This window comes from uncultured Tenacibaculum sp., from assembly GCF_947502995.1.
In the GTDB taxonomy this organism is placed as follows: Bacteria; Bacteroidota; Bacteroidia; order Flavobacteriales; family Flavobacteriaceae; genus Polaribacter.
Window position 1 is genome coordinate 56,289 of sequence record NZ_CANNBW010000009.1, and the last position, 22,296, is coordinate 78,584.

The 22,296-nt window shown below is 30.1% G+C and carries 25 protein-coding genes; 23 read left to right on the forward strand and 2 right to left on the reverse strand.

The window, feature by feature from the left end:
- Positions 1-82 precede the first annotated feature (82 nt).
- From Q1A46_RS08740 to Q1A46_RS08845, 22 genes are all read left to right on the forward strand, one after another.
- A complete protein-coding gene (locus tag Q1A46_RS08740) occupies positions 83-1,243 on the forward strand; it encodes a LytTR family DNA-binding domain-containing protein (RefSeq protein ID WP_299676792.1) in 1,161 nt (386 codons plus the stop codon).
- A 119-nt stretch (positions 1,244-1,362) separates the two neighbouring features.
- On the forward strand, positions 1,363-1,782 hold the full coding sequence (locus tag Q1A46_RS08745; protein WP_299676795.1) for a hypothetical protein: 420 nt from the start codon (positions 1,363-1,365) through the stop codon (positions 1,780-1,782).
- 173 nt (positions 1,783-1,955) lie between these two features.
- On the forward strand, positions 1,956-4,778 hold the full coding sequence (gene leuS, locus Q1A46_RS08750; protein ID WP_299676798.1) for a leucine--tRNA ligase: 2,823 nt from the start codon (positions 1,956-1,958) through the stop codon (positions 4,776-4,778).
- A 215-nt stretch (positions 4,779-4,993) separates the two neighbouring features.
- Positions 4,994-5,218 carry a hypothetical protein gene (locus tag Q1A46_RS08755; RefSeq protein WP_299676801.1) on the forward strand — a complete coding sequence of 75 codons (225 nt, stop codon included), beginning with the start codon at positions 4,994-4,996 and terminating at the stop codon, positions 5,216-5,218.
- A 57-nt stretch (positions 5,219-5,275) separates the two neighbouring features.
- Entirely contained in the window at positions 5,276-6,598 is a 1,323-nt protein-coding gene (locus Q1A46_RS08760; protein ID WP_299676804.1) for a TlpA disulfide reductase family protein, read from the forward strand.
- Positions 6,599-6,741: 143 nt separating this feature from the next.
- On the forward strand, positions 6,742-7,275 hold the full coding sequence (locus Q1A46_RS08765) for a YceI family protein (protein WP_299676807.1): 534 nt from the start codon (positions 6,742-6,744) through the stop codon (positions 7,273-7,275).
- A 125-nt stretch (positions 7,276-7,400) separates the two neighbouring features.
- Positions 7,401-7,937: a YceI family protein gene (locus tag Q1A46_RS08770; protein ID WP_299676810.1), complete on the forward strand. Its 537-nt coding sequence runs from the start codon at positions 7,401-7,403 to the stop codon at positions 7,935-7,937.
- Entirely contained in the window at positions 7,924-9,054 is a 1,131-nt protein-coding gene (locus Q1A46_RS08775; protein WP_299676813.1) for an NAD(P)/FAD-dependent oxidoreductase, read from the forward strand. The genes Q1A46_RS08770 and Q1A46_RS08775 overlap by 14 nt, the downstream gene beginning before the upstream one ends.
- The gene (locus tag Q1A46_RS08780; protein WP_299676816.1) at positions 9,051-9,755 is read left to right on the forward strand and encodes a methyltransferase domain-containing protein; all 705 of its coding nucleotides are present in this window, start codon (positions 9,051-9,053) and stop codon (positions 9,753-9,755) included. The genes Q1A46_RS08775 and Q1A46_RS08780 overlap by 4 nt, the downstream gene beginning before the upstream one ends.
- A gap of 6 nt (positions 9,756-9,761) precedes the next feature.
- The gene (locus tag Q1A46_RS08785) at positions 9,762-10,814 is read left to right on the forward strand and encodes a type III polyketide synthase (protein ID WP_299676819.1); all 1,053 of its coding nucleotides are present in this window, start codon (positions 9,762-9,764) and stop codon (positions 10,812-10,814) included.
- On the forward strand, positions 10,808-11,608 hold the full coding sequence (locus tag Q1A46_RS08790; protein ID WP_299676822.1) for an SDR family oxidoreductase: 801 nt from the start codon (positions 10,808-10,810) through the stop codon (positions 11,606-11,608). The genes Q1A46_RS08785 and Q1A46_RS08790 overlap by 7 nt, the downstream gene beginning before the upstream one ends.
- Before the next feature lies 1 nt (position 11,609).
- On the forward strand, positions 11,610-12,053 hold the full coding sequence (locus Q1A46_RS08795; RefSeq protein ID WP_299676825.1) for a 3-hydroxyacyl-ACP dehydratase FabZ family protein: 444 nt from the start codon (positions 11,610-11,612) through the stop codon (positions 12,051-12,053).
- Positions 12,054-12,057: 4 nt separating this feature from the next.
- Entirely contained in the window at positions 12,058-13,332 is a 1,275-nt protein-coding gene (locus tag Q1A46_RS08800) for a beta-ketoacyl synthase (protein ID WP_299676828.1), read from the forward strand.
- Positions 13,333-13,336: 4 nt separating this feature from the next.
- Positions 13,337-13,588, forward strand: coding sequence for an acyl carrier protein (locus Q1A46_RS08805; protein ID WP_095068947.1), 252 nt, complete (start codon positions 13,337-13,339; stop codon positions 13,586-13,588).
- Positions 13,588-14,181, forward strand: coding sequence for a 4'-phosphopantetheinyl transferase superfamily protein (locus tag Q1A46_RS08810; RefSeq protein WP_299676838.1), 594 nt, complete (start codon positions 13,588-13,590; stop codon positions 14,179-14,181). The genes Q1A46_RS08805 and Q1A46_RS08810 overlap by 1 nt, the downstream gene beginning before the upstream one ends.
- Positions 14,178-14,603: a hypothetical protein gene (locus tag Q1A46_RS08815; protein ID WP_299676841.1), complete on the forward strand. Its 426-nt coding sequence runs from the start codon at positions 14,178-14,180 to the stop codon at positions 14,601-14,603. The genes Q1A46_RS08810 and Q1A46_RS08815 overlap by 4 nt, the downstream gene beginning before the upstream one ends.
- A 15-nt stretch (positions 14,604-14,618) precedes the next feature.
- Positions 14,619-14,873: a SemiSWEET family sugar transporter gene (locus Q1A46_RS08820; protein WP_095068950.1), complete on the forward strand. Its 255-nt coding sequence runs from the start codon at positions 14,619-14,621 to the stop codon at positions 14,871-14,873.
- Between the two features lie 13 nt (positions 14,874-14,886).
- Positions 14,887-15,615 carry a hypothetical protein gene (locus Q1A46_RS08825; RefSeq protein WP_299676846.1) on the forward strand — a complete coding sequence of 243 codons (729 nt, stop codon included), beginning with the start codon at positions 14,887-14,889 and terminating at the stop codon, positions 15,613-15,615.
- Between the two features lie 265 nt (positions 15,616-15,880).
- On the forward strand, positions 15,881-16,381 hold the full coding sequence (locus Q1A46_RS08830; RefSeq protein ID WP_299676848.1) for a PEGA domain-containing protein: 501 nt from the start codon (positions 15,881-15,883) through the stop codon (positions 16,379-16,381).
- Between the two features lie 77 nt (positions 16,382-16,458).
- Positions 16,459-17,658, forward strand: a complete 1,200-nt coding sequence (locus tag Q1A46_RS08835) for a GNAT family N-acetyltransferase (protein WP_299676850.1) — start codon at positions 16,459-16,461, stop codon at positions 17,656-17,658.
- A gap of 32 nt (positions 17,659-17,690) precedes the next feature.
- Positions 17,691-18,560: an acyl-CoA thioesterase II gene (locus Q1A46_RS08840; RefSeq protein WP_299676852.1), complete on the forward strand. Its 870-nt coding sequence runs from the start codon at positions 17,691-17,693 to the stop codon at positions 18,558-18,560.
- Between the two features lie 5 nt (positions 18,561-18,565).
- The gene (locus tag Q1A46_RS08845) at positions 18,566-18,913 is read left to right on the forward strand and encodes an SdpI family protein (RefSeq protein WP_299676854.1); all 348 of its coding nucleotides are present in this window, start codon (positions 18,566-18,568) and stop codon (positions 18,911-18,913) included.
- Between the two features lie 2 nt (positions 18,914-18,915).
- On the opposite strand, the gene Q1A46_RS08850 is transcribed toward Q1A46_RS08845, so the two are convergent.
- Entirely contained in the window at positions 18,916-19,590 is a 675-nt protein-coding gene (locus Q1A46_RS08850) for an SCO family protein (RefSeq protein ID WP_299676856.1), read from the reverse strand.
- Positions 19,591-19,746: 156 nt separating this feature from the next.
- Between Q1A46_RS08850 and rseP the strand changes: the two genes are divergently transcribed.
- Positions 19,747-21,105, forward strand: coding sequence for an RIP metalloprotease RseP (gene rseP / locus Q1A46_RS08855; protein WP_299676859.1), 1,359 nt, complete (start codon positions 19,747-19,749; stop codon positions 21,103-21,105).
- Positions 21,106-21,399: 294 nt separating this feature from the next.
- On the opposite strand, the gene Q1A46_RS08860 is transcribed toward rseP, so the two are convergent.
- Positions 21,400-22,269 carry a cupin-like domain-containing protein gene (locus tag Q1A46_RS08860; RefSeq protein WP_299676862.1) on the reverse strand — a complete coding sequence of 290 codons (870 nt, stop codon included), beginning with the start codon at positions 22,267-22,269 and terminating at the stop codon, positions 21,400-21,402.
- Positions 22,270-22,296: the final 27 nt, after the last annotated feature.

Consider the following 22,296-nt stretch of genomic DNA (forward strand, 5'->3'; position numbering starts at 1 on the left):
ATTTAGAATAATTTTGGATGAAAAGGAAAATAGAACCATGAAAAGGGAAAAATGATTATTGATCATTTTTATACAAGACCAAATGAGAAAAGACAAATTATATCTATTTACTGTTTTATCAATTACAGTTGTTTTTTTAATAATATCTGTTATTGCGGCCAAGTATTTTATTAAGGCTAGTGCGAATCAATTAATAGAAGTACAAGTTGAAACAAGTAAAAGAGAGGCAAATGAAATTGCTAGTATTATAGATTTTCAATTGGCAAATAACTTGAATAAAGAAGCTGTTCTAGAAAATTTACAAACGACTATTTTAGGAACAAACTCTAATGCTTGGTTTATTTCGGTTTTAGATTGGTCTGGAAAAAAAGTGTGCTATCCAGATAAAACGAAGTTAGGAGAGATTGAAAAATCGAACTCAGATTTATTACAATCGCTGAAAGAAAAAAACAACTCAGAAGATTTATACGATATTTTAGTTGCTAATAGAACTTCAAAAAGCAATGATGAAAATGTAGAGGTTATTCATACAACTCCAGTAAAAAGTACCGATTTATTAATCGCTGCAAATGTAAATGTGAGTAGTATCGATAAACAATTACAACAGTTAAAACGTAACTTTTATTTAATTTTCTTGTTAATGGGAATATTAGTTATTGTTCTATCTTCTGTAGCTGTACGAATTATAGGAAGTAAATATGAAAAGCAATTAGAAGAGAAGTATACTTCTTTAGAATCTGAAGTTATTAATTTGTCTAAATTGAATACCGATTTGGTAAATTATAAAGAGAAAAAAGAAAAAGATTTAGAAAGAGAAGCTAAAATTGCTACCGAACTCGCTACTCAAATAGAAGAAAAAGAAGAAATTGTTTCTGAACCAAGTGAAGTTGAAGTAAGTGAACCAAACAGAAAAAGAATCTTAACGTATATGCGAAATGAATTAGTACCAGTACTAATAAACGAAATAGCATATGTATACACAGAAAATACAATTACTTACGTTGTAAATTTTGATGGAAAGAAATCTACATCTAATGCAAGTTTAGATGATATGTACACCAACTTCGATCCAACACTGTTTTTTAGAGCTAACAGACAATATATAATAAGTATATCTGCTATTGATAAGATTATAAAGTATGGTAAAAGTCAATTAAAGATTGTTTTAAATTCTAATGCTAATGAAGAAATTATTATTAGTAAAAATAAAGCAGCAGAGTTTAAACAATGGTTGAATATGTAAAATTTTTCAATGCTTTTTTTTCCGCTTTAACCTCTTTTTTTAACCTCTCACAAAGTTTAATACTTCCAGTTTATTAGGTTTTAAAGTTATTTGGGATATAATTGAAAATCGAAAAAACCATGAAAAAATTAATTCAACAAACCTTAAGTGCGTTAGCATTAGTGTTCTTTTTATTTAGTTGTAGTGAAGCTGAAGATCAAACTCCAGAAACCTTAACTATAGAAAATAAGATTGAAATTTTAGAGGACGGAAATTGGTTGCTTAAAGGTTTTGAAGACCGAGTAATGTATGCATTTAAAGAAGGGAAACGTGAAACTTTTTACGGAGAAAATGGAGAGTTTTCTCAGCCAATACCGGCTACAAATGATTATTTTCCAACAGGAACTAAGTTAACTATTGATTTGAACTTCGGTAATATTAAAACCTATGATGTTCAATTAAGTTGTAACAATAATATCGTAGAGTTATACGATGAAAACGGAACTTTAAATAGTACACTTTACAAACAAAATTCAGATTACGAAAATTGTTTAAATTAAACCAAGTTTTTATATTCTATTATCTAGGATAGTGCCTACCCAGCACTGTCCTTTTTTTATATCTTAAATTTATCTTTGAATTGCTTTAGCTAAAACTTTTATAATCCTGAAATTACCGTAAATTTGCAGCTTAAATTACGTCGTTTTTTTAATGACAGGAATAAAATTAAAGAATGCAATACAATCACCAAGAAATCGAAAAAAAGTGGCAAGAGTTTTGGGCAAAAAACCAAACTTTTAAAGCGAGTAACACTTCCGATAAGCCAAAATATTATGTGTTAGATATGTTTCCTTATCCATCTGGAGCAGGATTACATGTTGGACACCCATTGGGATATATCGCAAGTGATATTTATGCGCGTTACAAACGTCATAAAGGATTTAATGTATTGCACCCACAAGGTTACGATTCTTTCGGGTTACCAGCAGAACAGTATGCAATTCAAACAGGTCAGCATCCTGCAATTACTACAGAAACAAATATTAAAACCTATCGCGGACAGTTAGATAAAATCGGATTTTCATTCGATTGGTCTCGTGAAGTTCGTACATCAAACCCAGAATATTATAAATGGACACAGTGGATTTTTATCCAATTGTTCAATTCTTGGTATAATAAAGATTCAGATAAAGCAGAAGATGTAAGTACATTAATTGAAAAGTTTGAAGCTGAAGGAAATACAACTGTAAATGCAGTTTGTGATGAAGATATCATTACGTTCACTGCTGATGAGTGGAACGGTTTTTCTTCAACAAAACAACAAGAAATTTTATTACAATATCGTTTAACATTTTTATCTGATACTGAAGTAAACTGGTGTCCAGCTTTAGGAACAGTTTTAGCAAATGATGAAATTGTAAACGGAGTTTCAGAACGTGGAGGTCATCCTGTTGTTCGTAAAAAAATGACACAATGGTCGATGCGAATTTCTGCCTATGCACAACGTTTATTAGACGGATTAAATGGAATCGATTGGCCACAACCATTAAAAGATATTCAAACCAACTGGATTGGTCGTTCGCAAGGAGCAATGGTTTCTTTTAAAGTTGATGGACACAATGCTAATATCGATGTGTTTACAACGCGTCCTGATACGATTTACGGAGTAAGTTTTATGACATTAGCTCCAGAACATGAATTAGTAGCAAAAATTACTACTGATGCACAACGTGAAGCAGTAGAAACTTATGTTGAAGCTACGGCAAAACGCTCAGAAAGAGATCGTATGGCTGATGTAAAAACAATTTCTGGAGTTTTTACAGGAGCATATGCAATTCATCCATTTTCTGGAAAACAAGTACCAATTTGGATTGGTGATTATGTATTAGCAAGCTACGGAACTGGTGCTGTAATGGCAGTTCCTTGTGGTGACCAACGTGATTACGATTTTGCAAAGCATTTCGATTTAGAGATTCCAAATATTTTTGAAGGTGTAGATATTTCTGAAGAAGCTTTTGCTGATAAAGAAAAATCTGTTATTGCGAATTCTGATTTCTTAAATGGTTTACCATACAAGAAAGCGATGAAAACTGTAATCTATGAAATGGAACAACGTGGATTTGGTTTCGGAAAAATAAACTATCGTTTACGTGATGCAGTATTTAGTCGTCAACGTTATTGGGGAGAACCATTCCCAGTATATTACAAAGACGGAATGCCTCAAATGATTGAAAAGCAACATTTACCTGTAGTTTTACCAGAAGTTGAAAAGTATTTACCAACAGAAGATGGTAAACCGCCATTAGGAAATGCTGATGTTTGGGCTTGGGACATAACTACAAATGCTGTTGTTTCAAACGATAAAGTAGATAATGAAACTGTATTTCCATTAGAACTAAATACGATGCCAGGTTGGGCGGGAAGTTCTTGGTATTTTAATCGTTATATGGATGCTACAAATGATGGTGATTTTGTGAGCAAAGAAGCGGTTGAATATTGGAAAGAAGTTGATTTATATATCGGTGGTTCTGAACATGCAACAGGACATTTATTATATGCACGTTTTTGGCAAAAGTTTTTATTCGATTTAGGTTTAGTTCCTGTGGATGAGTTTGCGAAGAAGTTAATCAACCAAGGAATGATTTTAGGAACTTCTGCTATCGTATACAGAGTTGCAGGAACAAACAAATACGTTTCTTTAGGTCTTAAAGACAACTATAAAGCCGATGAATTACAGGAATTACGTGTAGATGTAAAATTAATTAATTCTTCAGATGAGTTAGATTTAGAAGGATTAAAGAATTGGCAACCACAATATGCAGATGCTGAATTTGAGTTAGAAGACGGAAAATACATTGTAGGTCGTGAAGTTGAAAAAATGTCTAAACGTTGGTTTAACGTTGTAAATCCTGATGATATTTGTGAGGAATACGGAGCAGATAGTTTACGTTTATTTGAGATGTTCTTAGGACCTTTAGAGCAATTCAAACCTTGGAAAACCTCTGGTATTTCTGGAGTGTATTCTTTCTTAAAGAGACTTTGGAAGTTATTCCATAACGGAGAAAACTTTGAAGTTTCAGAAGGTGAACCAACTAAAGACAACTTAAAAACATTACATAAAACAATTAAGAAAGTAGAAGAAGATATTGAGAATTTCTCTTTCAATACTTCGGTTTCTACATTCATGATTGCGGTGAATGAGTTCACTGCTCAAAAATGTAATAACAAAGCAATTCTAGAAGAGTTATTAATCTTAGTTTCTCCTTATGCGCCACATATCGCAGAAGAATTATGGAGTAAATTAGGGAATGAAAACTCGATTGCTTTTGCAGCTTTCCCTCAGTTTGATGGAAAACACTTAGTAGAGTCTGAAAAAGAATATCCAATTTCTTTTAATGGAAAAATGCGTTTCAAGCTTAATTTACCATTAGATATGTCGAAAGAAGATATTGAAAAAACAGTAATGGCTCACGAAAAAACACAAGAACAATTACAAGGTCGTACACCTAAAAAGGTGATTATTGTACCTGGAAAGATTATCAATATCGTAGGATAAAATATAAGTTTTTAAATTATGGATAAGTAAATCTGAGTCAATTCTGAGTTTATTTAATATATTTGGATCATATGATAAAGAATTAACATCACTATTGCTGTGAGTTTCTATAATATTTCAATGTATCCTGTATTTTAAATGCAGTAAGGCTACAGATGTATGTATCTCAATATCTATAAAAAGTGAGATTAATTAATAATTTAAAAACTTTAAAAATGTTAGAAAAAATTTTAAAAATGCAAGGTTCAACTTTGTTAAATGCTTATGAACAAAGAGAAATTAAAGGAGGTAGAGTAACTGCTATAACATCAATAGACTCAGAAGGTGGTGGTTTTTGTAGTGATGCTTGTACCAGCGATAGTGATTGTGGATATGGACAAGAGTGTTTTACAGGGAAGTGTGATGGTGATGATACAAAAATGTGTAGAGTAGCAAGATAGTAATATTTAGCACCATCATTTATTCAAAATGATGGTGTTTTTAATTTAAATAAACAATTGAAAAAAAACTTTTTATTAACCGTTATTAGTTGCTTACTTCTTTTAAGTTGCAAAGTTGACAAAAATGAAATTACTGTTGAATTGAAATCTGCGATTAATGATTCGTTAAAATTCAATCCCATTTTTGAAGATTTGTATGCTGAAACATATGCAGAATACTATCCTGAATATTATAAAAAACAATTAAAAGATTTTAATTTTTCAAATAACGATTCTATTGTAATCACAACTTTCAATTCTGATTATAAAAACTTTTATTTCGATTTATACAATGACAATTTTATAAGCAAAGAAAAATTATTTGATAAAAAAGTTGATACAATTTTTGAAGGAAAAAAAGTAGAACAAACTCAACTTTTAGTATTGTCAGATTTTAGTGGAAAGACTCAAGATATTTACATTAAAACAAATAAGGAGAACAATTATAAGTTTTATTACTCATTTCCCAAGAACTTTGAAAATTTATCAAATACGCAAGAGATAATTCAAGAATTACCTTTTTACGATTTTTCATATTCAACATATAATGAGGAGAATAAAACCACTTTTCGAAAAAAAATAAAGATTTTTCCTTCACTTAAAAACACAAATTATATTTCATCAAATAGTTCGTTAGCTCAAAAATCTAGGATAACAATTTCATTAAGAGATTATTGGAGAGGTACGTTTAAGTATAAAAGTCAAAAATTTGATGTTGCTGTCCAAGGGTTCAACAGTTTGTATTCTAGTGTTCTAATAAAAAATGATTCTTTAAGTTTCAGTTATACTAATTATCCTTACAACACAAACTTTAGTTACAATATTAAAGATACCATTAATCTTAATGATGATTTATTTGTTTTTGATAGTATAAATAATGATTTATCAAAGATTAAATTTAAAAAAATAGACTCTGCTGATCCTTTTTTTAGTCATAGAATTAGAACGAAAATAAAAGATTTTAAATATGTCGATCTTGAAGATCAAGATTTAAAACTTTCTAGTTTTTTAGATAAAGAATACTTACTTATTTACTTTTGGGGAACTTGGTGTAAACCTTGTGTGAAAAGTATTCCTGATTTAGTCAAAATTCAAGAAGATTATAAAGATAAAATGAATATTGTGGGAGTAGCCTACGATAAAAATAAAGATAGAGTTAAAGAATTTGTGAATAATAATAACATTACTTGGAGTAATCATTTTACAAATAAAAGAAAGGGGATTATTAGAAATTTAAAAATTACAGAATATCCTACTTTAATACTTATTAATAAAGATATGAGAATCTTGTATAGAGGTGTTGAAAAAGAGGAATTAATTAGTGTAATAAGCAAGTTATAGTATTGCTTAATATTTATTAGTTTTCTTGTTTTTTGATTTTAATCTCTTTTAAGTTGCTTTTTTGTTAAGAATTTACTAACTTATAAGCTAATTATTTAAGCTTTTGTTATTTGTTAACGAGCTTAATTTAAAAGGTTTACAAGATGAAAAAATTAATTCCCCTAATGCTCGTTTTCTTGAGTGCCTTTCAAATTCACTCACAAAAGTTAATTCAAGACGTATCAAAAACTACTGTTGTATTTAAAATTAAATACTTCGGTTCTTATGTAGATGCCTTATTTACAAAAGTAGACATTGATGGTAATTTCGATCAAAAAGATTTAGAATCTAGCTTTTTAAATGCTACAATAGATGTAAATTCATTCGATACTAATAATTCATATCGAGATGAAATTTTATCAAAAGATTACTTTGATGTTAAAAACCACCCAACAATTACTTTAAAATCAACAGAGATTGAAAAAGTAGCTATTAATTTATATAATCTTAAAGCTGATTTAAATATTAAAGGAATTACAAAGTCAGTAACTTTACCTTTAATCGTTTCTGAAAACGGAAATAAGATTAGTATTAAATCAGGTTTTACCATTGATAGATTAGATTATAAAGTAGGAAAAAGTAGTTTTCTATTATCTAGAAAGGTAATTACTAATGTGAATTTTTTGGCGGTTAAGTAAATTAATTCAATACTCATTTAAGTTTATATAATCTTAAAATTTACTTATTAAGACGTTTGTAAGTTTAAATAAATTGTAATTTTTCTTATCTTGAAAGTAGTTTAATCAAATGAATTTATTTCAAGATGAAAAGGTTAATTATGTTTGTTTTTCTAAGTTTTTTAACTTGGAATACTACTGCTCAAAAATTTATTCAAGACAAATTAGCTACCAAAATAACATTTAAGATTAAAAACTTTGGTTCCTATGTCGATTGCCAATTTTCTGATGTAAATTTCGATGTAAGCTTCAATAAAAATGATTTAACAAATAGTTATATCAATACCACTATAGCCGTATCTTCGGTAGATACAAATAACAAGTCGCGAGATAAAAGTCTAAAAAAAGAGAAGTATTTTAATGTAGCAAAATTTCCTAATATCATTTTAAAATCTACAAAAATTGAAATGATAGATACTAATTCGTATAATTTAATAGGTGACCTCACAATTAAAGGAACTACAAAATCAATTACTATCCCAATCATTTTATCACAAGATGGAAATAAATTAAGCATTAATGCTGATTTCGAAATTAATAGACTAGATTATAAAGTTGGAAAGAGTAATATTATTTTATCTAAGAAAGTAATAGCAAAAGTAAATTATCTTGGTAAAAAATAAGGTAGTTATTATTGGTGGAGGTTTGGCAGGTTTAGTAAGTTCCATCCATCTTTCTAAGAAAGGAATATCCGTAACAGTTATTGAAAAAAATACATATCCAAAGCATAAAGTTTGCGGAGAATATATATCGAACGAGGTTTTACCTTATTTAAAATCCTTAGGTTTTAATCCGTTTGAGTTTCAAGCTAAAGAAATTACTGATTTTACGTTATCGACTTCGAATAATACGACTATAAAAACAAAATTACCATTAGGTGGCTTTGGAATTAGTAGATATACATTAGATTATGAATTAGCAAAGCTCGCTACGGAAAATGGAGTTGAAATTATTCACGATTATGTGAATCAAATTGATTTTAAAAACAAAATTTTCAGCATAACTACAAAAAACAACAAAACTTTTACAGCAGATATTGTTATTGGAGCGTATGGAAAGCGTTCTAATATTGATATTAATTTAAAACGTTCTTTTATTCAGCAGAAATCACCTTTTCTGGCAGTAAAAGCACATTACGAGGGGGAATTTCCAGAGGATAAAGTTTCATTATACAATTTTAAAGGAGGATATTGTGGAGTTTCTAAAGTAGAAAACGATCATATTAATATTTGTTATATCACAAGTTACGATGCTTTTAAAAAATATGCTGACATTGATGAATTTCAAAATAAAGTCCTTTTACAAAATAAACAACTACAAAAAATTATAGGGAACTCTAAATTAATGTTCTCAAATCCGTTAACCATAAGTCAGATTTCTTTTGCTGAAAAACAACCTGTAGAAAATCATATGCTTATGTGTGGCGATACAGCAGGAATGATTCATCCGCTTTGCGGAAATGGAATGGCTATGGCAATTCATTCTGCACAAATAGCTTCAGAAACTATCATACAATATTTCAGTAAAGAGATTTCAACGAGAAAACAGTTAGAAGAAATGTATACTCGAGAATGGAATAAGGCTTTTGATAAACGTTTACGAATGGGAAGAAAACTTGCTGCTTTGTTTAATATGGATTTCTTTTCGGAAATGATTACCTTAGGCTTACGACTATTTCCATGGATTTTACCCATCATTATTAAAAAAACACATGGGAAATACCTCAAACCAATACAATGATCAACACCAAATATAGAAGCAAAGAAGAAGAAATCATGGATGATTTCGATATGTCTGGTGAAACCTTAATTAAAACACTAGACATCATTGCTAAAATTAATCGTGTACTAGGAGGTAATATGTTAACCTTAAATGGCGTAAAAAAACTCTGTAAAGATCAACCAAAAGAGAAAGTGATTTCTATAATCGATTTAGGTTGTGGTAATGGAGATATGTTAAGAGCAATTGCCAAATTAGGAAGAAAACAAGGCCATAAATTTGATTTGATAGGAGTAGATGCAAATCAAACTACAATAGATTATGCGATTGAATTATCAAAAGAATATCCAGAGATTCGGTATTTGAAACAAGATATCCTGACTGATGAATTTAAAAAGCTGTCTTATGATATTTCACTATTTACACTTTTCCTGCATCATTTTTCAGATAAAGAAATAGCAAATTTATTACCCATAATTCAAGATCGAACCAAGTTAGGTTTAGTAATAAATGATTTACATCGGCATAAATTGGCCTATTATTTATTCAAAATCATTACGTTATTTATTAAAAATAAAATGGTGAAGAACGATGGTTTGGTATCTATTTTAAGAGGATTTAAAAGAAAGGAACTAGAGAGTTTTGCTAAGAACTTATCTGGTAAAAGCACAATTACTTGGAAATGGGCATTCCGTTACCAATGGTTAATAAAGCATCATTAAATATTTATGAGCGTACGAATTACATCAGTTGCAAAGCAACTTCCAAAATACACAAGAGACACAAAAGAAATTTTACCGTATTTAAAAGTATGGTTGTCTGATCAAGAAGAGCGTTTTCAAAGAAAGGCAATTAAAATTTTTGAAAATGCAGGTGTAGATCGACGTTATTCAATTATGGATGCAGAAGATGTTTTTTTAAACACTTCTTTTGAAGAGAAAAATGAAATCTACACCAGAGAATGTACAAAGTTAGCAGAACAAGCTTTAGTAAAAGCTTTGGCGAAAGCAAATCTTGCCGCAAATGAAGTTGATTATATTATCACAGTAAGTTGTACAGGAATTATGATTCCGTCTTTAGATGCCTATCTAATTAATAGTTTAGAAATGAAACAAGATATTGTTCGTTTGCCCGTGACAGAAATGGGGTGTGCAGCTGGAGTTTCAGGAATTATTTATGCGAAAAACTTTTTAAAAGCAAACCCAAATAAAAGAGCTGCAGTAATCGCTGTAGAATCGCCAACGGCTACGTTTCAGTTAGAAGATTATTCGATGGTAAATATTGTAAGTGCGGCCATTTTTGGAGATGGAGCATCAGCAGTTGTTTTATCGTCTTACGAAGATGAAGTTGGTCCGCAAATCTTAGATGAAGCAATGTATCATTTTTATGATGCAACACATATGATGGGCTTCAATTTAAAAAATACCGGATTACAAATGGTGTTAGATAAATCTGTTCCAGAGACCATTTCAAATCATTTTCCGAAGATTATTCATCCTTTTTTAGAAAAGAATAAACTAAGTATATCAGATATAGATCATTTAGTTTTTCATCCTGGAGGAAAAAAAATCGTACAAACTGTAGAAGATCTTTTTGGAAAATTAGGAAAGAATATAGACGATACGAAAGAGGTTTTAAAATTATATGGAAACATGTCCAGTGCTACTGTTTTATATGTTTTAGAACGATTTATGGATAGAGATTTACCAAAAGGAGATAAAGGATTAATGTTGAGTTTCGGACCCGGATTTTCAGCGCAACGAATTTTATTAGAATGGTAAGAGAATTTGCACATAAAAATGAGTGGGCTGTTATTTTAGGTGGTTCTAGCGGATTGGGTTTAGCAACTGCTAAAAAACTAGCAAAACACGGTTTGAATATCTGTATTTTACATCGAGATAGAAAATCTGATATGTCACGCATTGAAAATGATTTTGAAATTATTCGTAATGAAAATGTTCAATTATTAGCTTTTAATGTAGATGCATTGCATACTGAGAAAAGAGCACATGTTATTTCAGAATTAAAAGAGAATTTAGGGGCAACAGGAAAAATTCGAATATTTGTACACAGTATTGCCAAAGGAAATTTAAAACCTATGGTTGCTAAAGATGAATCACCACAATTAAAAAACGATGATTTTAGTCTAACTATCAATGCCATGGCGATTAGTTTATACGATTGGGTAAAAGCATTATTTACATCAGAGTTATTTGCCGATGATACGAGAATTATAAGTTTTACTAGTGAAGGAAATCAGAAGGTTTGGCAAAATTATGCAGCTGTTTCTGCGGCTAAAGTAACTTTAGAAGCAATTACTCGAAACATTGCTTTAGAGTTTGCTCCTTATGGAATTAAAGCGAATTGTATTCAAGCAGGTGTTACCGATACAAATTCATTTCAACGAATTCCAGGAAGTGAAACCATAAAAAACCATGTATTAAAAACGAATCCTTTTAAACGATTAACCACGCCAGAAGATGTGGCAAATGTGGTATATTTATTAAGTAAAGATGAAGCCAAATGGATTAATGGAAGTATTATTCCTGTTGACGGTGGAGAACATATAGTGTAACATGACAAGTGAACAAATCATAACAGTATTACCTTATGAAAAACCTTTTTTATTTGTTGATGAAATCATCAATATTTCTGAAGAAGGAGTAACTGGTCAATATATATTTCAAAAAGAAGAATTTTATTATCAAGGACATTTTAAAGATAATCCAGTAACACCGGGAGTAATATTAACCGAAGTAATGGCGCAAATTGGAGTAGTTTGTCTCGGTATTTATCTTTTAGGAAAAGAAAGTGTGTTAGAAGAAAAACCAGCAATAGCGTTGACATCTCATGCTATCGATTTTTTTCTTCCTGTATTTCCGGAAGAGAAAGTAACAGTTATTTCTGAAAAACAATATTTCAGATTCAATAAATTGAAATGTCATGTAAAAATGCTGAATGCTAAAGGCGAACTAGCGTGTAGAGGTGAAATCGCCGGAATGTTAACGAATAAAAAATAATCAGTTGAATAAAAGAGTTGTAATAACAGGTTTAGGTGTTGTTGCTCCCAATGGAGTCGATATACAGTCGTTTACAGATGCGATTAAAAATGGCGTTTCTGGTATTACATTTCATCAAAATTTAAAAGATTTGAATTTTTCGTGTTGTATTGGCGGACTTCCAGTAATTACCGAAGAGAAAAAACTAGATTATTTATCGGCTTTAGAATTGAGAGGTTTTAATAGCTCTGGAATTTTATACGGTTGTATTGCAGGAATAGATGCTTGGAAAGATGCTGGTTTTACAGTTGATAAAGAGAGTGATTTAGACTTTGATGCAGGAATTGTTTTTGGAACTGGAACTTCTGGAGTTGAAAAATTTCGTGAAGCTATTTATAAAGTTGATGCTCATAAAGTAAAACGTTTGGGTAGCACAGCAGTTATACAAACGATGGCTAGTGGAATTAGCGCATACTTAGGAGGTAAACTCGGTTTAGGAAATCAAGTAACTACAAATTCTTCTGCTTGTACAACCGGAACGGAAGCGATATTAATGGGTTACGATAGAATTGCTTCAGGCAAAGCAAATCGAATGTTAGTTGGTAGTTGTAGTGATGGCGGACCTTATGTTTGGGGTGGTTTCGATGCCATGCGTGTAATGACATATAAACACAATGAGAATCCAGAAGAAGGATCTCGACCAATGAGTGCAACAGCATCTGGTTTTGTTCCAGGAGCTGGAGCCGGAGCTTTGGTGTTAGAATCTTTAGAAAGTGCGTTAGAAAGAGGAGCAACTATTTATGGAGAAGTTTTAGGTGGAGCTGTGAATTCTGGCGGGCAAAGAAATGGAGGAACAATGACTGCACCTAATGGAATAGCTGTACAACGATGTATTACAGACGCAATTCGAAATTCTGGAATTACTGTGGATGAAATTGATGTGATTAATGGACATTTAACGGCTACATCAAAGGATGCTTTTGAAATTCAAAATTGGTCAGAAGCATTAGGAAGAAAAGGAACAAATTTTCCTTATATCAATTCATTAAAATCAATGATTGGTCATTGTTTAGCTGCTGCTGGAAGTATCGAAAGTGTTTCTACTGTTCTTCAGTTACACCACGATTTTATATTTCCATCGATAAATTGTGAAGATATTCATCCAGATATTTTAGCTGAAATAGATCAAGCACAAATTCCGAAAGAAAAAATAGAGACAAAAATTAATATTATAGCCAAAGCAAGTTTTGGTTTTGGCGACGTAAACGGATGCGTAATATTTAAAAAATACAACGAATAAGTATATGACAAACGAAGAACTAATACCTAAATTAAAAGAAATCGTTAAACCTTATATTCAAGACCAAGCAGCTTTTGATAATTTAACGGAAGAAACTGATTTTATTAATGATTTAAAAATCAATTCTGCTAATTTAGTGGATGTAGTTTTAGATGTAGAAGATGAATTTGATATCGAAATAGATAACGATGCTATGGAGCAAATGCTAAATGTAAAAAATGCAATAGCAATTATTAAAGACAAATTAGCTTCGTAATGATAGGGAATGATATTGTAGATATCAACTTTACACGAAAGCAAAGTAATTGGCGACGTGACGGTTTTTTAGATAAGATTTTTATAGCTGAAGAACAAGAACAAATACTGAAAAGTAAATGTAGTTTTACTACAGTTTGGCAATTGTGGAGTATGAAAGAGAGTGTCTATAAAATCTATGTTCGAAAATATAAAGAACGCTTCTTTGCTCCTAAAAAACTCGTGTGCACTGTTACTGATTCCTCTAAAGGATCGGTAATCATAAATGATGAAAAGTATCTTACAAAAACAATCATAGATAAAAATTATATCTACACCACTGCAATTTCTGGTGTAAGTAATTTATCAAGAGTCGATACTTTTTGTTTCCCTTTAAAAGGAAATGATATTAGTATACAACGAGCAACAGTTTACAGTCAATTAAAAAATAGAATTGCAGAAAAATATAATCTGAATCCTGAAATTATTCAGATAGAAAAAACAGCATTAGGTATTCCAGAAGTTAAAGTCAATAATCAAACTTTAGGAGTTAATATATCACTTACCCATCACGGTAATTATGGCGCAGTTTCAATCTTAAATCTAAACTCATGAAAGAATTTATCGCTTACGCAAAATTGCAATTTTCAGTAGATAAAAAACTAGTTTTAACCTATGCAATTGTATACTTTATATGGGGAACCATAATGAATAATTTTGGTGCAGCTGTTGAAATTGCAAGATTCACCTATTGGTGGCAAGTGATCACGTGTTATATCTTTTATATGATTCCGATATCGTTGCTTTTACGCGGTTTACCATTTCATATGCAATATGCTTACGGATTAATAGCAATGGGTGTATTGGAGTTTTTAGGTTATGCGTTACAAACTTCTTATGCATATCCTGATAATATTTTAGATAAACTTTTTAATATCAGAAATTTCAGCTTAGGAATGACCATGTTTTTTGGTTTGTATTTTCCTGTCGGAAATAAGATGGTTGGTAAAATTTATAGCGCTATCTTTGGCGATTAAAATTGAAATATTATTATGCCATTTCATGAGATTTTAGGGTATTTAGCAGCATTTTTAACTACGGCTTCTTTTTTACCTCAGGTATATAAAACATGGAAAACAAAATCTACAGAAGGATTATCACTAACCATGTATACTATTTTTCTAACAGGAATTATTTGCTGGTTAATTTATGGTATTTACTTAAATAGTTTACCTATAATTTTAGCAAACACAGTTACAGGAGTTTCAGCAGTTATGCTAATAATAATGAAGCTTAAATACAAATAGTAAACTATATTTCATGTCGCGTAAACTTCATTTAAGAACTAGAAAAACACATCGTTATTTAGGTCTTTTTATAGGAATTCAGTTTTTATTCTGGACAATTGGAGGATTGTACTTTAGCTGGAACAATATGAAAGACGTTCATGGTAAAACATTATTAGACAAATCGGAGCACACTTTTGCTTTTCAATTCAATGAACCAGTTCGTAAACTTTTAGGAGTTATAAAAGAACCTATCAAAAATATTGAAGGAATTGTAGTGAATCAAGATAGTCTTTTACGAGTTAAAACTGTTTCAAAAAATTACCTTTTAACGTTAAGTAATAGAGTGTATGCTATTAAAGATAGTTTAACTAAAGATCAAATTTCTTCTTTTGTGAAAAGTAGATTAAAAGAAGAAATTCCTATTCGTAAAGTTTCATTACTAACAAAAGAAAACGTTCCTAAAGATCACGAATATAGAGAAAAACCATTGCCAGTTTATGTTGTAGAATTAGAACATTCTACGAATACAAAAGTGTATGTTCATCCTCAGTTAGCTAAAATTACTTCAGTAAGAAACGATAATTGGAGGCGTTTCGATTTTTTATGGATGTTACATGTTATGGATTTTGAAACTAGAGATTATATTACAAATTGGACATTGCGTATTTTTTCTGTTTTAGGGTTAGCAACAATATTATCTGGTTTTTATTTATTTTATTTAAGTTCATCAACAATTAGAAGGTTTAAAAAGAAGTTTTAGACAATTATACTTATTTCATTTTTTATACTATATTCGCGCCGTTAAAAAAGCTATGTTGTTATGAAAAAAATGCTAATCATGTATTTCAACAATTAATTCGACGAGTTTTTATTTCTAAATAAAAGAGATCTAAACATTTGAAATGCTAATATTATTGCACTAGATGTTCAATAATATTAGTTGAAAATGTTGTGTGTATAATATCGTCGGAATATGTCGAAAAAAGACGTTAAACAGGAGTAGATACTTATAGTAAAAACAAAAAATGATTCGAAAAATTACTACAATTTTAATAGCGAGTACAATCTTATTAACTACAAGTTGTGCTAGTATCGTAAGTAAATCAAACTACCCTATTTCAATTAATAGTGTGCCTGAAGATGCAAATATTACAATTACTGATAAAAAAGGAGTTGAAGTATTTAAAGGAAAAACACCAGCTTCATTAAAGTTAAAATCTAGCAGCGGTTTCTTCTCAAAAGCGAGCTATCAAGTAAAGTTTGAAAAAGAAGGATTTGACACTAAAATTGTTCCACTTCAATGTAAATTAGATGGTTGGTATTTTGGTAATATTTTAATTGGAGGATTATTAGGAATGTTAATTATAGACCCTGCTACTGGAGCTATGTATAAATTAGAATCTGAATTCTTAAATGAAACTTTAACTCAGTCTACAGCTAGTGTTGAAAAAGAAGGTCTTAAAGTTTATTCATTAGAAGAAATTCCAAATGAATGGAAACAACACTTAGTTTCTTTAAATAAATAAAAAGTATTTTGAGCTCCAATTTTTATTGGAGCTTATTTTTTTAGTATTTTCATTCTCCATATATAAGTACTTATTTATTGAACATTTGTAAAAAAATACAGAACGCAAACTATTATCCTACGGTAGAAGATATTCCAGAATATATTTGGAAAGAATTGAACTGTACAAACGATTTATATTTCAGTCCTAATTACTTATCAGCAATTTCAAAATACCAAAATGATATAGATTTTTGGTATGTAGTTTTATTTGATGATCATTATAAACCTATAGCTTTTTCTACGGTTCAGGTTGTGAATTTTTATCTAGATAGTGTGCAAAATGAACTGCAAAGTATTGTTGAATTTATAAAAAGGATAGGTCGAAAATTACGTGTATTATCAGATCAAAAACCTCTAAAGATTTTAACCTGCGGAAATACTTTTGTTAGTGGTGAACATGGGATTTTTATAAAAGAAGGTCAAGATAAGCAGAAAGTAATTAAGCAAATAGCAAAGTCTGTACTTCAACTGGTTAATGATGAAAGTCATTTTAGTTATAAAGTAAGTGGATTTATGCTTAAAGACTTTGAGTATGAATCTCTATTTATAAGTGATGAGCTTTTAGAGTATAATTATCACTCTTTTAATGTTGAACCTAATATGCTAATGCAGATTGATGAAGATTGGTCTGATTTTGATGATTATTTATCAGCAATGAAAACAAAGTTCCGTGTAAAAGCAAAAAAAGCTATGGAACTAAGTTCAGTGTTAAAGGAAATAGATATTACCGAAAGTAATATTGACCTTTACTTGAAAGACATGGAAAAGCTTTACAAAAGTGTATCGTCTAAAGCAGGTTTTAATTTAGGTGAGTTTAATATTCTTTCTTATGCTGTGTTAAAAGAAAATTTAAAAGGAAATTATATTATTAAAGGATATCTTTTAAATAATAAACTAGTTGGTTTTTTATCAGGAATGATCAATCAAGGTAATTTAGATGCTCATTTTGTTGGTATTTCTTACCAGTATAACAGAAAGTATGCTGTTTACCAACGAATGCTTTACGATTATGTAAATATTGCTATTACACATAAGTTAAAACAAATTAATTTTGGTAGAACAGCAAGTGAAATAAAAAGTTCAGTAGGTGCACAGCCTCAGGATTTAACCATTTATTTTAGACATAAAAACAGTATACCAAACAAAATTTTAAAGTGTTTTATTGATAAAATACAACCTACGCCTTTTCAGCAAAAGCATCCATTTAAAGCTAAAACTCTTGTCAAGCAGAGCTAAAAAGAGTACTTTTAAGGTATAAAATCAACCTTATGAAGAATACTACAGAGCTCGTAAATATTCTTACGCTTGAAGATCAGGGAGATAACAATTTTAGTGGAATAAGTAAAGATATTGGTAGTCCAAATGTGTTTGGAGGTCAAGTTTTAGCACAATCATTAAATGCGGCATACAGAACAGTAGATTCTAAACGAATTTTACATTCTTTACATTCTTACTTTTTAGAGCCAGGGAATTTAGAATTACCAATTATATACAATGTGCAAACGATTCGTGATGGAGGAAGTTTTTCAACAAGAAGAGTTACTGCACATCAAGGTGAAAAAACCATTTTTATTTTGGCGTGTTCTTTTCATAAAAGAGAAGATGGTTACGAACATCAAATGCCAATAAAGAAAGAAATAAAACAACCTGAAGACTTGTTAAGTTGGACAGATATGTTAGATCAATTTGGTGATTTTCTACCTAAGAAAATGAAAGCTTTTTTAAGTATAGAAAGACCCATAGAATTTAAGCCTGTTCAAGTGGTAAATCCTTTCGATCAAACTGATTTGCCTCCAATTGTTGATGTATGGTTTAAGCTAAAAGGAGAATCAAAAGATTTAAGTTTAGCACAAAAACAACAAATATTAACTTACATATCAGATTATAATATTTTAACAGCTTGTTTATATCCTAACGCAAGTAAAGCTCATTTTGGTAATACACAAATGGCTAGTTTAGATCATTCAATGTGGTTTTATCGTGATTTCGATTTTAGTGATTGGATGTTGTTTTCAATTGAAAGTCCAAACTCATTTGGAGCTAGAGGATTTGCTTGTGGAAACATTTATACAAGAGATGGAAAATTAGTTGCTTCGGTAGCACAAGAAGGTTTAATGAGACCTGCAAGAAAACAATAAAATTTATGAATCCTTTTTTATACGTATTATCAGTAAACGGTTTATTATTTCTATTCAGTATAGTATTTTACTTTTTACCAGCAAAAAAGATCAATTCTTTTTACGGTTATAGAACATTTCGTACAATGCAAAATCAAAAGATTTGGGACTTTGCTAATGTTTATTTTAACAAACAGTTTTTATTATATTCTGGAATTTCTTTTTTAGGAGCTTTTGCAATGGCCTTTATAAATCCTAAATTAAGTTGGCAACCTATGGTTTTATTGGTATTGTGTTTAGCTGTGTCTGTTGTGAAAACAGAGCAAGAGTTGAATAAACATTTTGACAAAGAGGGAAAGAAGCTTAAAAAATAGGCTTATTTATATTCTTCTTTTAGCAGTAAAATATCATCAATAATTTTTTGCATATTTTTAAATTTAGTTCCGTCGTAAATACCACGAATTCGTCGTTCTTTATCAATTAGGATAAAGTTTTCTGTGTGAATAAAATCTCCTTCACCACCATCACCTTCGTCTAAAACTGCGAAATAGCTTTTTCTAGCTAATTCGTAAATATGCTTTTTGTTACCGGTAACTACATTCCATTTTTTGTCTATAATTCCCATACGCCTGCTATACGCTTTTAAAGCTGGAACAGAATCTTTTTCAGGCATTACAGTATGCGATAAAAAACGAATATCATCATCATTTTTAAAATGTTTTTGTAATTCTACCATATTAGTAGCCATCGGAATACAAATTCCTTTACAAGTAGCAAAAAAGAAATCAGCAACATAAATCTTTCCTTTGTAATCTTCTTGAGTAATTTTTTCTCCATTCTGATTAATCAATTCAAAATCTGCCACTGTATGATTTTTAGTAAACATACGAATCGATTTGTCTACCAATTTTGGGTTAACATCTGCAGGATTGTAAATAGGTAGTTTTTTATCAACTTTAACCAAGAAATAATAACAAGGCAATGCAACTATTGTAAAGAAAATTAAGAAAATAAAAGTGTATTTCGATTTTTTTAAAAAAGCAATATTCATTGTATGTAATGTAATTATAATGCAAAAATACGGCTTAAAAAAAGGGTTTCCTAAAATCTTTGTTAAAACATGAAAAGAAGAAATAAGCAATTTTTAGAACTCTACTTAAAAGTGTACATTTGTTAAATTTTATAGTAAAGACACTACAAACCATTTATGGAAATATTTATAAAAGCATCACAGTTTATTTTAAGTTTATCATTACTTATTGTTCTTCATGAATTAGGACATTTTATACCTGCTAAACTATTTAAAACCAAAGTAGAAAAGTTTTACCTGTTTTTCGATTACAAGTTTTCATTATTTAAAAAGAAAGTTGGGGAAACAGTGTATGGTATTGGATGGATTCCTTTAGGAGGATATGTTAAAATTGCTGGAATGATTGATGAAAGTATGGATACTGAACAAATGCAAGGTGAGCCTCAACCATGGGAGTTCAGATCTAAGCCAGCATGGCAAAGATTAATCATAATGTTAGGTGGTGTAATTGTAAACTTCATTTTAGGAATTTTAATTTACATCTGTTTAATGTGGGCTTATGGTGAAAAGTATTTACCAAATGAAAATGTAAAAGACGGACTTTGGGTTCAAGATGAATTGGCTGAAAGTTTAGATTTAGAAACTGGTGATAAAGTGATTTCTGTAGATGGAAAGGATATTAAAAGATTCAATCAAATTCCTATTGAATTAATTAATGGTGAGCGTTTTGTTATTGAAAGAAATGGTCAGCAAATAGATAAAAAAATTCCAGTAGATTTTATATCTAAGTTAGTCGATAGAGATAGAGATGCAGGAAGCTTCATTTTGCCTAGATATCCTTTTGTTATTTCTTCAATTAGTAAAGAATCAGCAAACCTAAAATCTGGATTACAACCAAAAGATATTATCACATCTATTGGAGGTACTTCTATCAAATATTTTGATCAAGCTAAAGAGGTTTTTGCAGCTTTAAAAGGAACAAAAACTACGATAAAGGTAAAGAGAGGTGAAGAGTCGAAAACTATCGAAGTACAGGTTAATGATGAAGGAAAACTAGGTGTTGGACTTGCGCAATTACCATTAAAAGATTTAGAGAAGTTAGGTTATTACGATTTAGAAACGAAAACATATTCTTTTACTGAAGCAATTCCTGCTGGTTTAAACAAATCTTGGAGTACTTTAACAGGTTACGTAAAGCAATTAAAGAAAATATTTAATCCGAGTACAGGAGCTTATAAAGGTTTAGGTGGGTTTATCTCAATAGGAAGCATTTTTCCATCAGAATGGAGCGCACAAACATTCTGGAATATTACAGCATTTTTATCTATTATGTTAGGTTTTATGAACTTATTACCTATACCTGCTTTAGACGGAGGTCATGTAGTATTTACTTTATGGGAAATGATTACAGGAAAAAAGCCTGGAGATAAATTTTTAGAATATGCACAACTTGTAGGTTTTGTTATTTTATTAGCATTATTAATCTTTGCCAACGGTAATGATGTTGTGCGTTTGATAAGTAGTTGGACGAAATAAATTTCGTCCAAACCATACTTTAAACTGTAACTTTAGCCTTTAATGAAAAATTAAAGGTGCTAACCCAATAATAATCATTTCTACAATCTAAACAATTGTAAAATTTTAAAAAAAATATATGCTTGGCTATACCAGATCTTCTTTTTCTTATACGGTTAGTTGAACCGCAATGTGGACAGTTTTTCATGAATTTTTGTTTAGTAGTTAGTATATGTTCTCCCTAGCTTTTAAAATTAATCCAAAAAAAATATAAAGTATAAAAAAAAGAAGGAGATTTTTCCCCTTCTTTTTTCTTTATGAAATATTGTTAATTTTATTAGTTCTTGTAATGGCTTGTTCGTTTTTCCAATCAATCCATTTCTGACCTTTTATTCGTCGCATTATATTATCGATAGTTCGCATAATAAACACATTATAAACAGCTTTTCCAAGATTTTTTGGGTTTCTAGCTATTGCACGAAGACTCATAGAAAAACCAGGTGTTATGTAGCGCATATAATGCCAATAACCTTCTGGCATATATAAAACGTTTCCATGTTCTAACTCTGCAACATGACCTTTAGCGTGTTTTAATGCTGGCCATTTGTCAAAATCAGGGTCATTAAAGTCGATATCTTCTCTTGTAATTAACGAATGTGGTATTTTATAAAGATGTTTATTTTGCTTTTGATCGAACAAAATGCATTTCTTTTTTCCTTCAAAATGAAAATGAAAGATATTAGCTAAATCAATATCGTAATGCATGAAGGTATATGAATCTCTTCCTCCAAAGAATAACATTGGTAAACCTTTCATTAACCGTAATCCAAAATCAGGGTAAGAAAAGTCTTTTTGAAGCACAGGTACTTCTTTTAAGATGTTCCATAGGAAAATTCGAAACTTAGTAGGTTCGCGCTTTAACAAATCTACATATTCACTCATTTTCATTTTAGCGTGAGGTTCGTTAAAACCATCTTTATAATCTACTGGTCTATCGTCGTATAAAGGAACAGTTTTATCACCGGCAACCTCTTTCATATATTCTAAAGACCATTTAGAATATGCAGGCCAATCTTCAATAAAACGCTCAATAACTACAGGTTTTTGAGGCTTGAAATAGTTCTTGATAAAGTCTTCTTTAGTAATAGTTTCAACTCTATCTATTTGTTCCAATTGTAATCCCATTAGTCAAATTTTGATAACCGCAAAGTT

Excerpts from the sequence above, each read along its gene's own strand:
- Q1A46_RS08740 (WP_299676792.1), top strand. The coding sequence starts at position 83 with ATGAGAAAAGACAAATTATATCTATTTACTGTTTTATCAATTACAGTT.
- Q1A46_RS08745 (WP_299676795.1), top strand. The coding sequence starts at position 1,363 with ATGAAAAAATTAATTCAACAAACCTTAAGTGCGTTAGCATTAGTGTTC.
- leuS (WP_299676798.1), top strand. The coding sequence starts at position 1,956 with ATGCAATACAATCACCAAGAAATCGAAAAAAAGTGGCAAGAGTTTTGG.
- Q1A46_RS08755 (WP_299676801.1), top strand. The coding sequence starts at position 4,994 with ATGTTAGAAAAAATTTTAAAAATGCAAGGTTCAACTTTGTTAAATGCT.
- Q1A46_RS08765 (WP_299676807.1), top strand. The coding sequence starts at position 6,742 with ATGAAAAAATTAATTCCCCTAATGCTCGTTTTCTTGAGTGCCTTTCAA.
- Q1A46_RS08770 (WP_299676810.1), top strand. The coding sequence starts at position 7,401 with ATGAAAAGGTTAATTATGTTTGTTTTTCTAAGTTTTTTAACTTGGAAT.
- Q1A46_RS08780 (WP_299676816.1), top strand. The coding sequence starts at position 9,051 with ATGATCAACACCAAATATAGAAGCAAAGAAGAAGAAATCATGGATGAT.
- Q1A46_RS08785 (WP_299676819.1), top strand. The coding sequence starts at position 9,762 with ATGAGCGTACGAATTACATCAGTTGCAAAGCAACTTCCAAAATACACA.
- Q1A46_RS08790 (WP_299676822.1), top strand. The coding sequence starts at position 10,808 with ATGGTAAGAGAATTTGCACATAAAAATGAGTGGGCTGTTATTTTAGGT.
- Q1A46_RS08795 (WP_299676825.1), top strand. The coding sequence starts at position 11,610 with ATGACAAGTGAACAAATCATAACAGTATTACCTTATGAAAAACCTTTT.
- Q1A46_RS08805 (WP_095068947.1), top strand. The coding sequence starts at position 13,337 with ATGACAAACGAAGAACTAATACCTAAATTAAAAGAAATCGTTAAACCT.
- Q1A46_RS08810 (WP_299676838.1), top strand. The coding sequence starts at position 13,588 with ATGATAGGGAATGATATTGTAGATATCAACTTTACACGAAAGCAAAGT.
- Q1A46_RS08815 (WP_299676841.1), top strand. The coding sequence starts at position 14,178 with ATGAAAGAATTTATCGCTTACGCAAAATTGCAATTTTCAGTAGATAAA.
- Q1A46_RS08820 (WP_095068950.1), top strand. The coding sequence starts at position 14,619 with ATGCCATTTCATGAGATTTTAGGGTATTTAGCAGCATTTTTAACTACG.
- Q1A46_RS08825 (WP_299676846.1), top strand. The coding sequence starts at position 14,887 with ATGTCGCGTAAACTTCATTTAAGAACTAGAAAAACACATCGTTATTTA.
- Q1A46_RS08830 (WP_299676848.1), top strand. The coding sequence starts at position 15,881 with ATGATTCGAAAAATTACTACAATTTTAATAGCGAGTACAATCTTATTA.
- Q1A46_RS08840 (WP_299676852.1), top strand. The coding sequence starts at position 17,691 with ATGAAGAATACTACAGAGCTCGTAAATATTCTTACGCTTGAAGATCAG.
- Q1A46_RS08845 (WP_299676854.1), top strand. The coding sequence starts at position 18,566 with ATGAATCCTTTTTTATACGTATTATCAGTAAACGGTTTATTATTTCTA.
- Q1A46_RS08850 (WP_299676856.1), bottom strand. The coding sequence starts at position 19,590 with ATGAATATTGCTTTTTTAAAAAAATCGAAATACACTTTTATTTTCTTA.
- rseP (WP_299676859.1), top strand. The coding sequence starts at position 19,747 with ATGGAAATATTTATAAAAGCATCACAGTTTATTTTAAGTTTATCATTA.
- Q1A46_RS08860 (WP_299676862.1), bottom strand. The coding sequence starts at position 22,269 with ATGGGATTACAATTGGAACAAATAGATAGAGTTGAAACTATTACTAAA.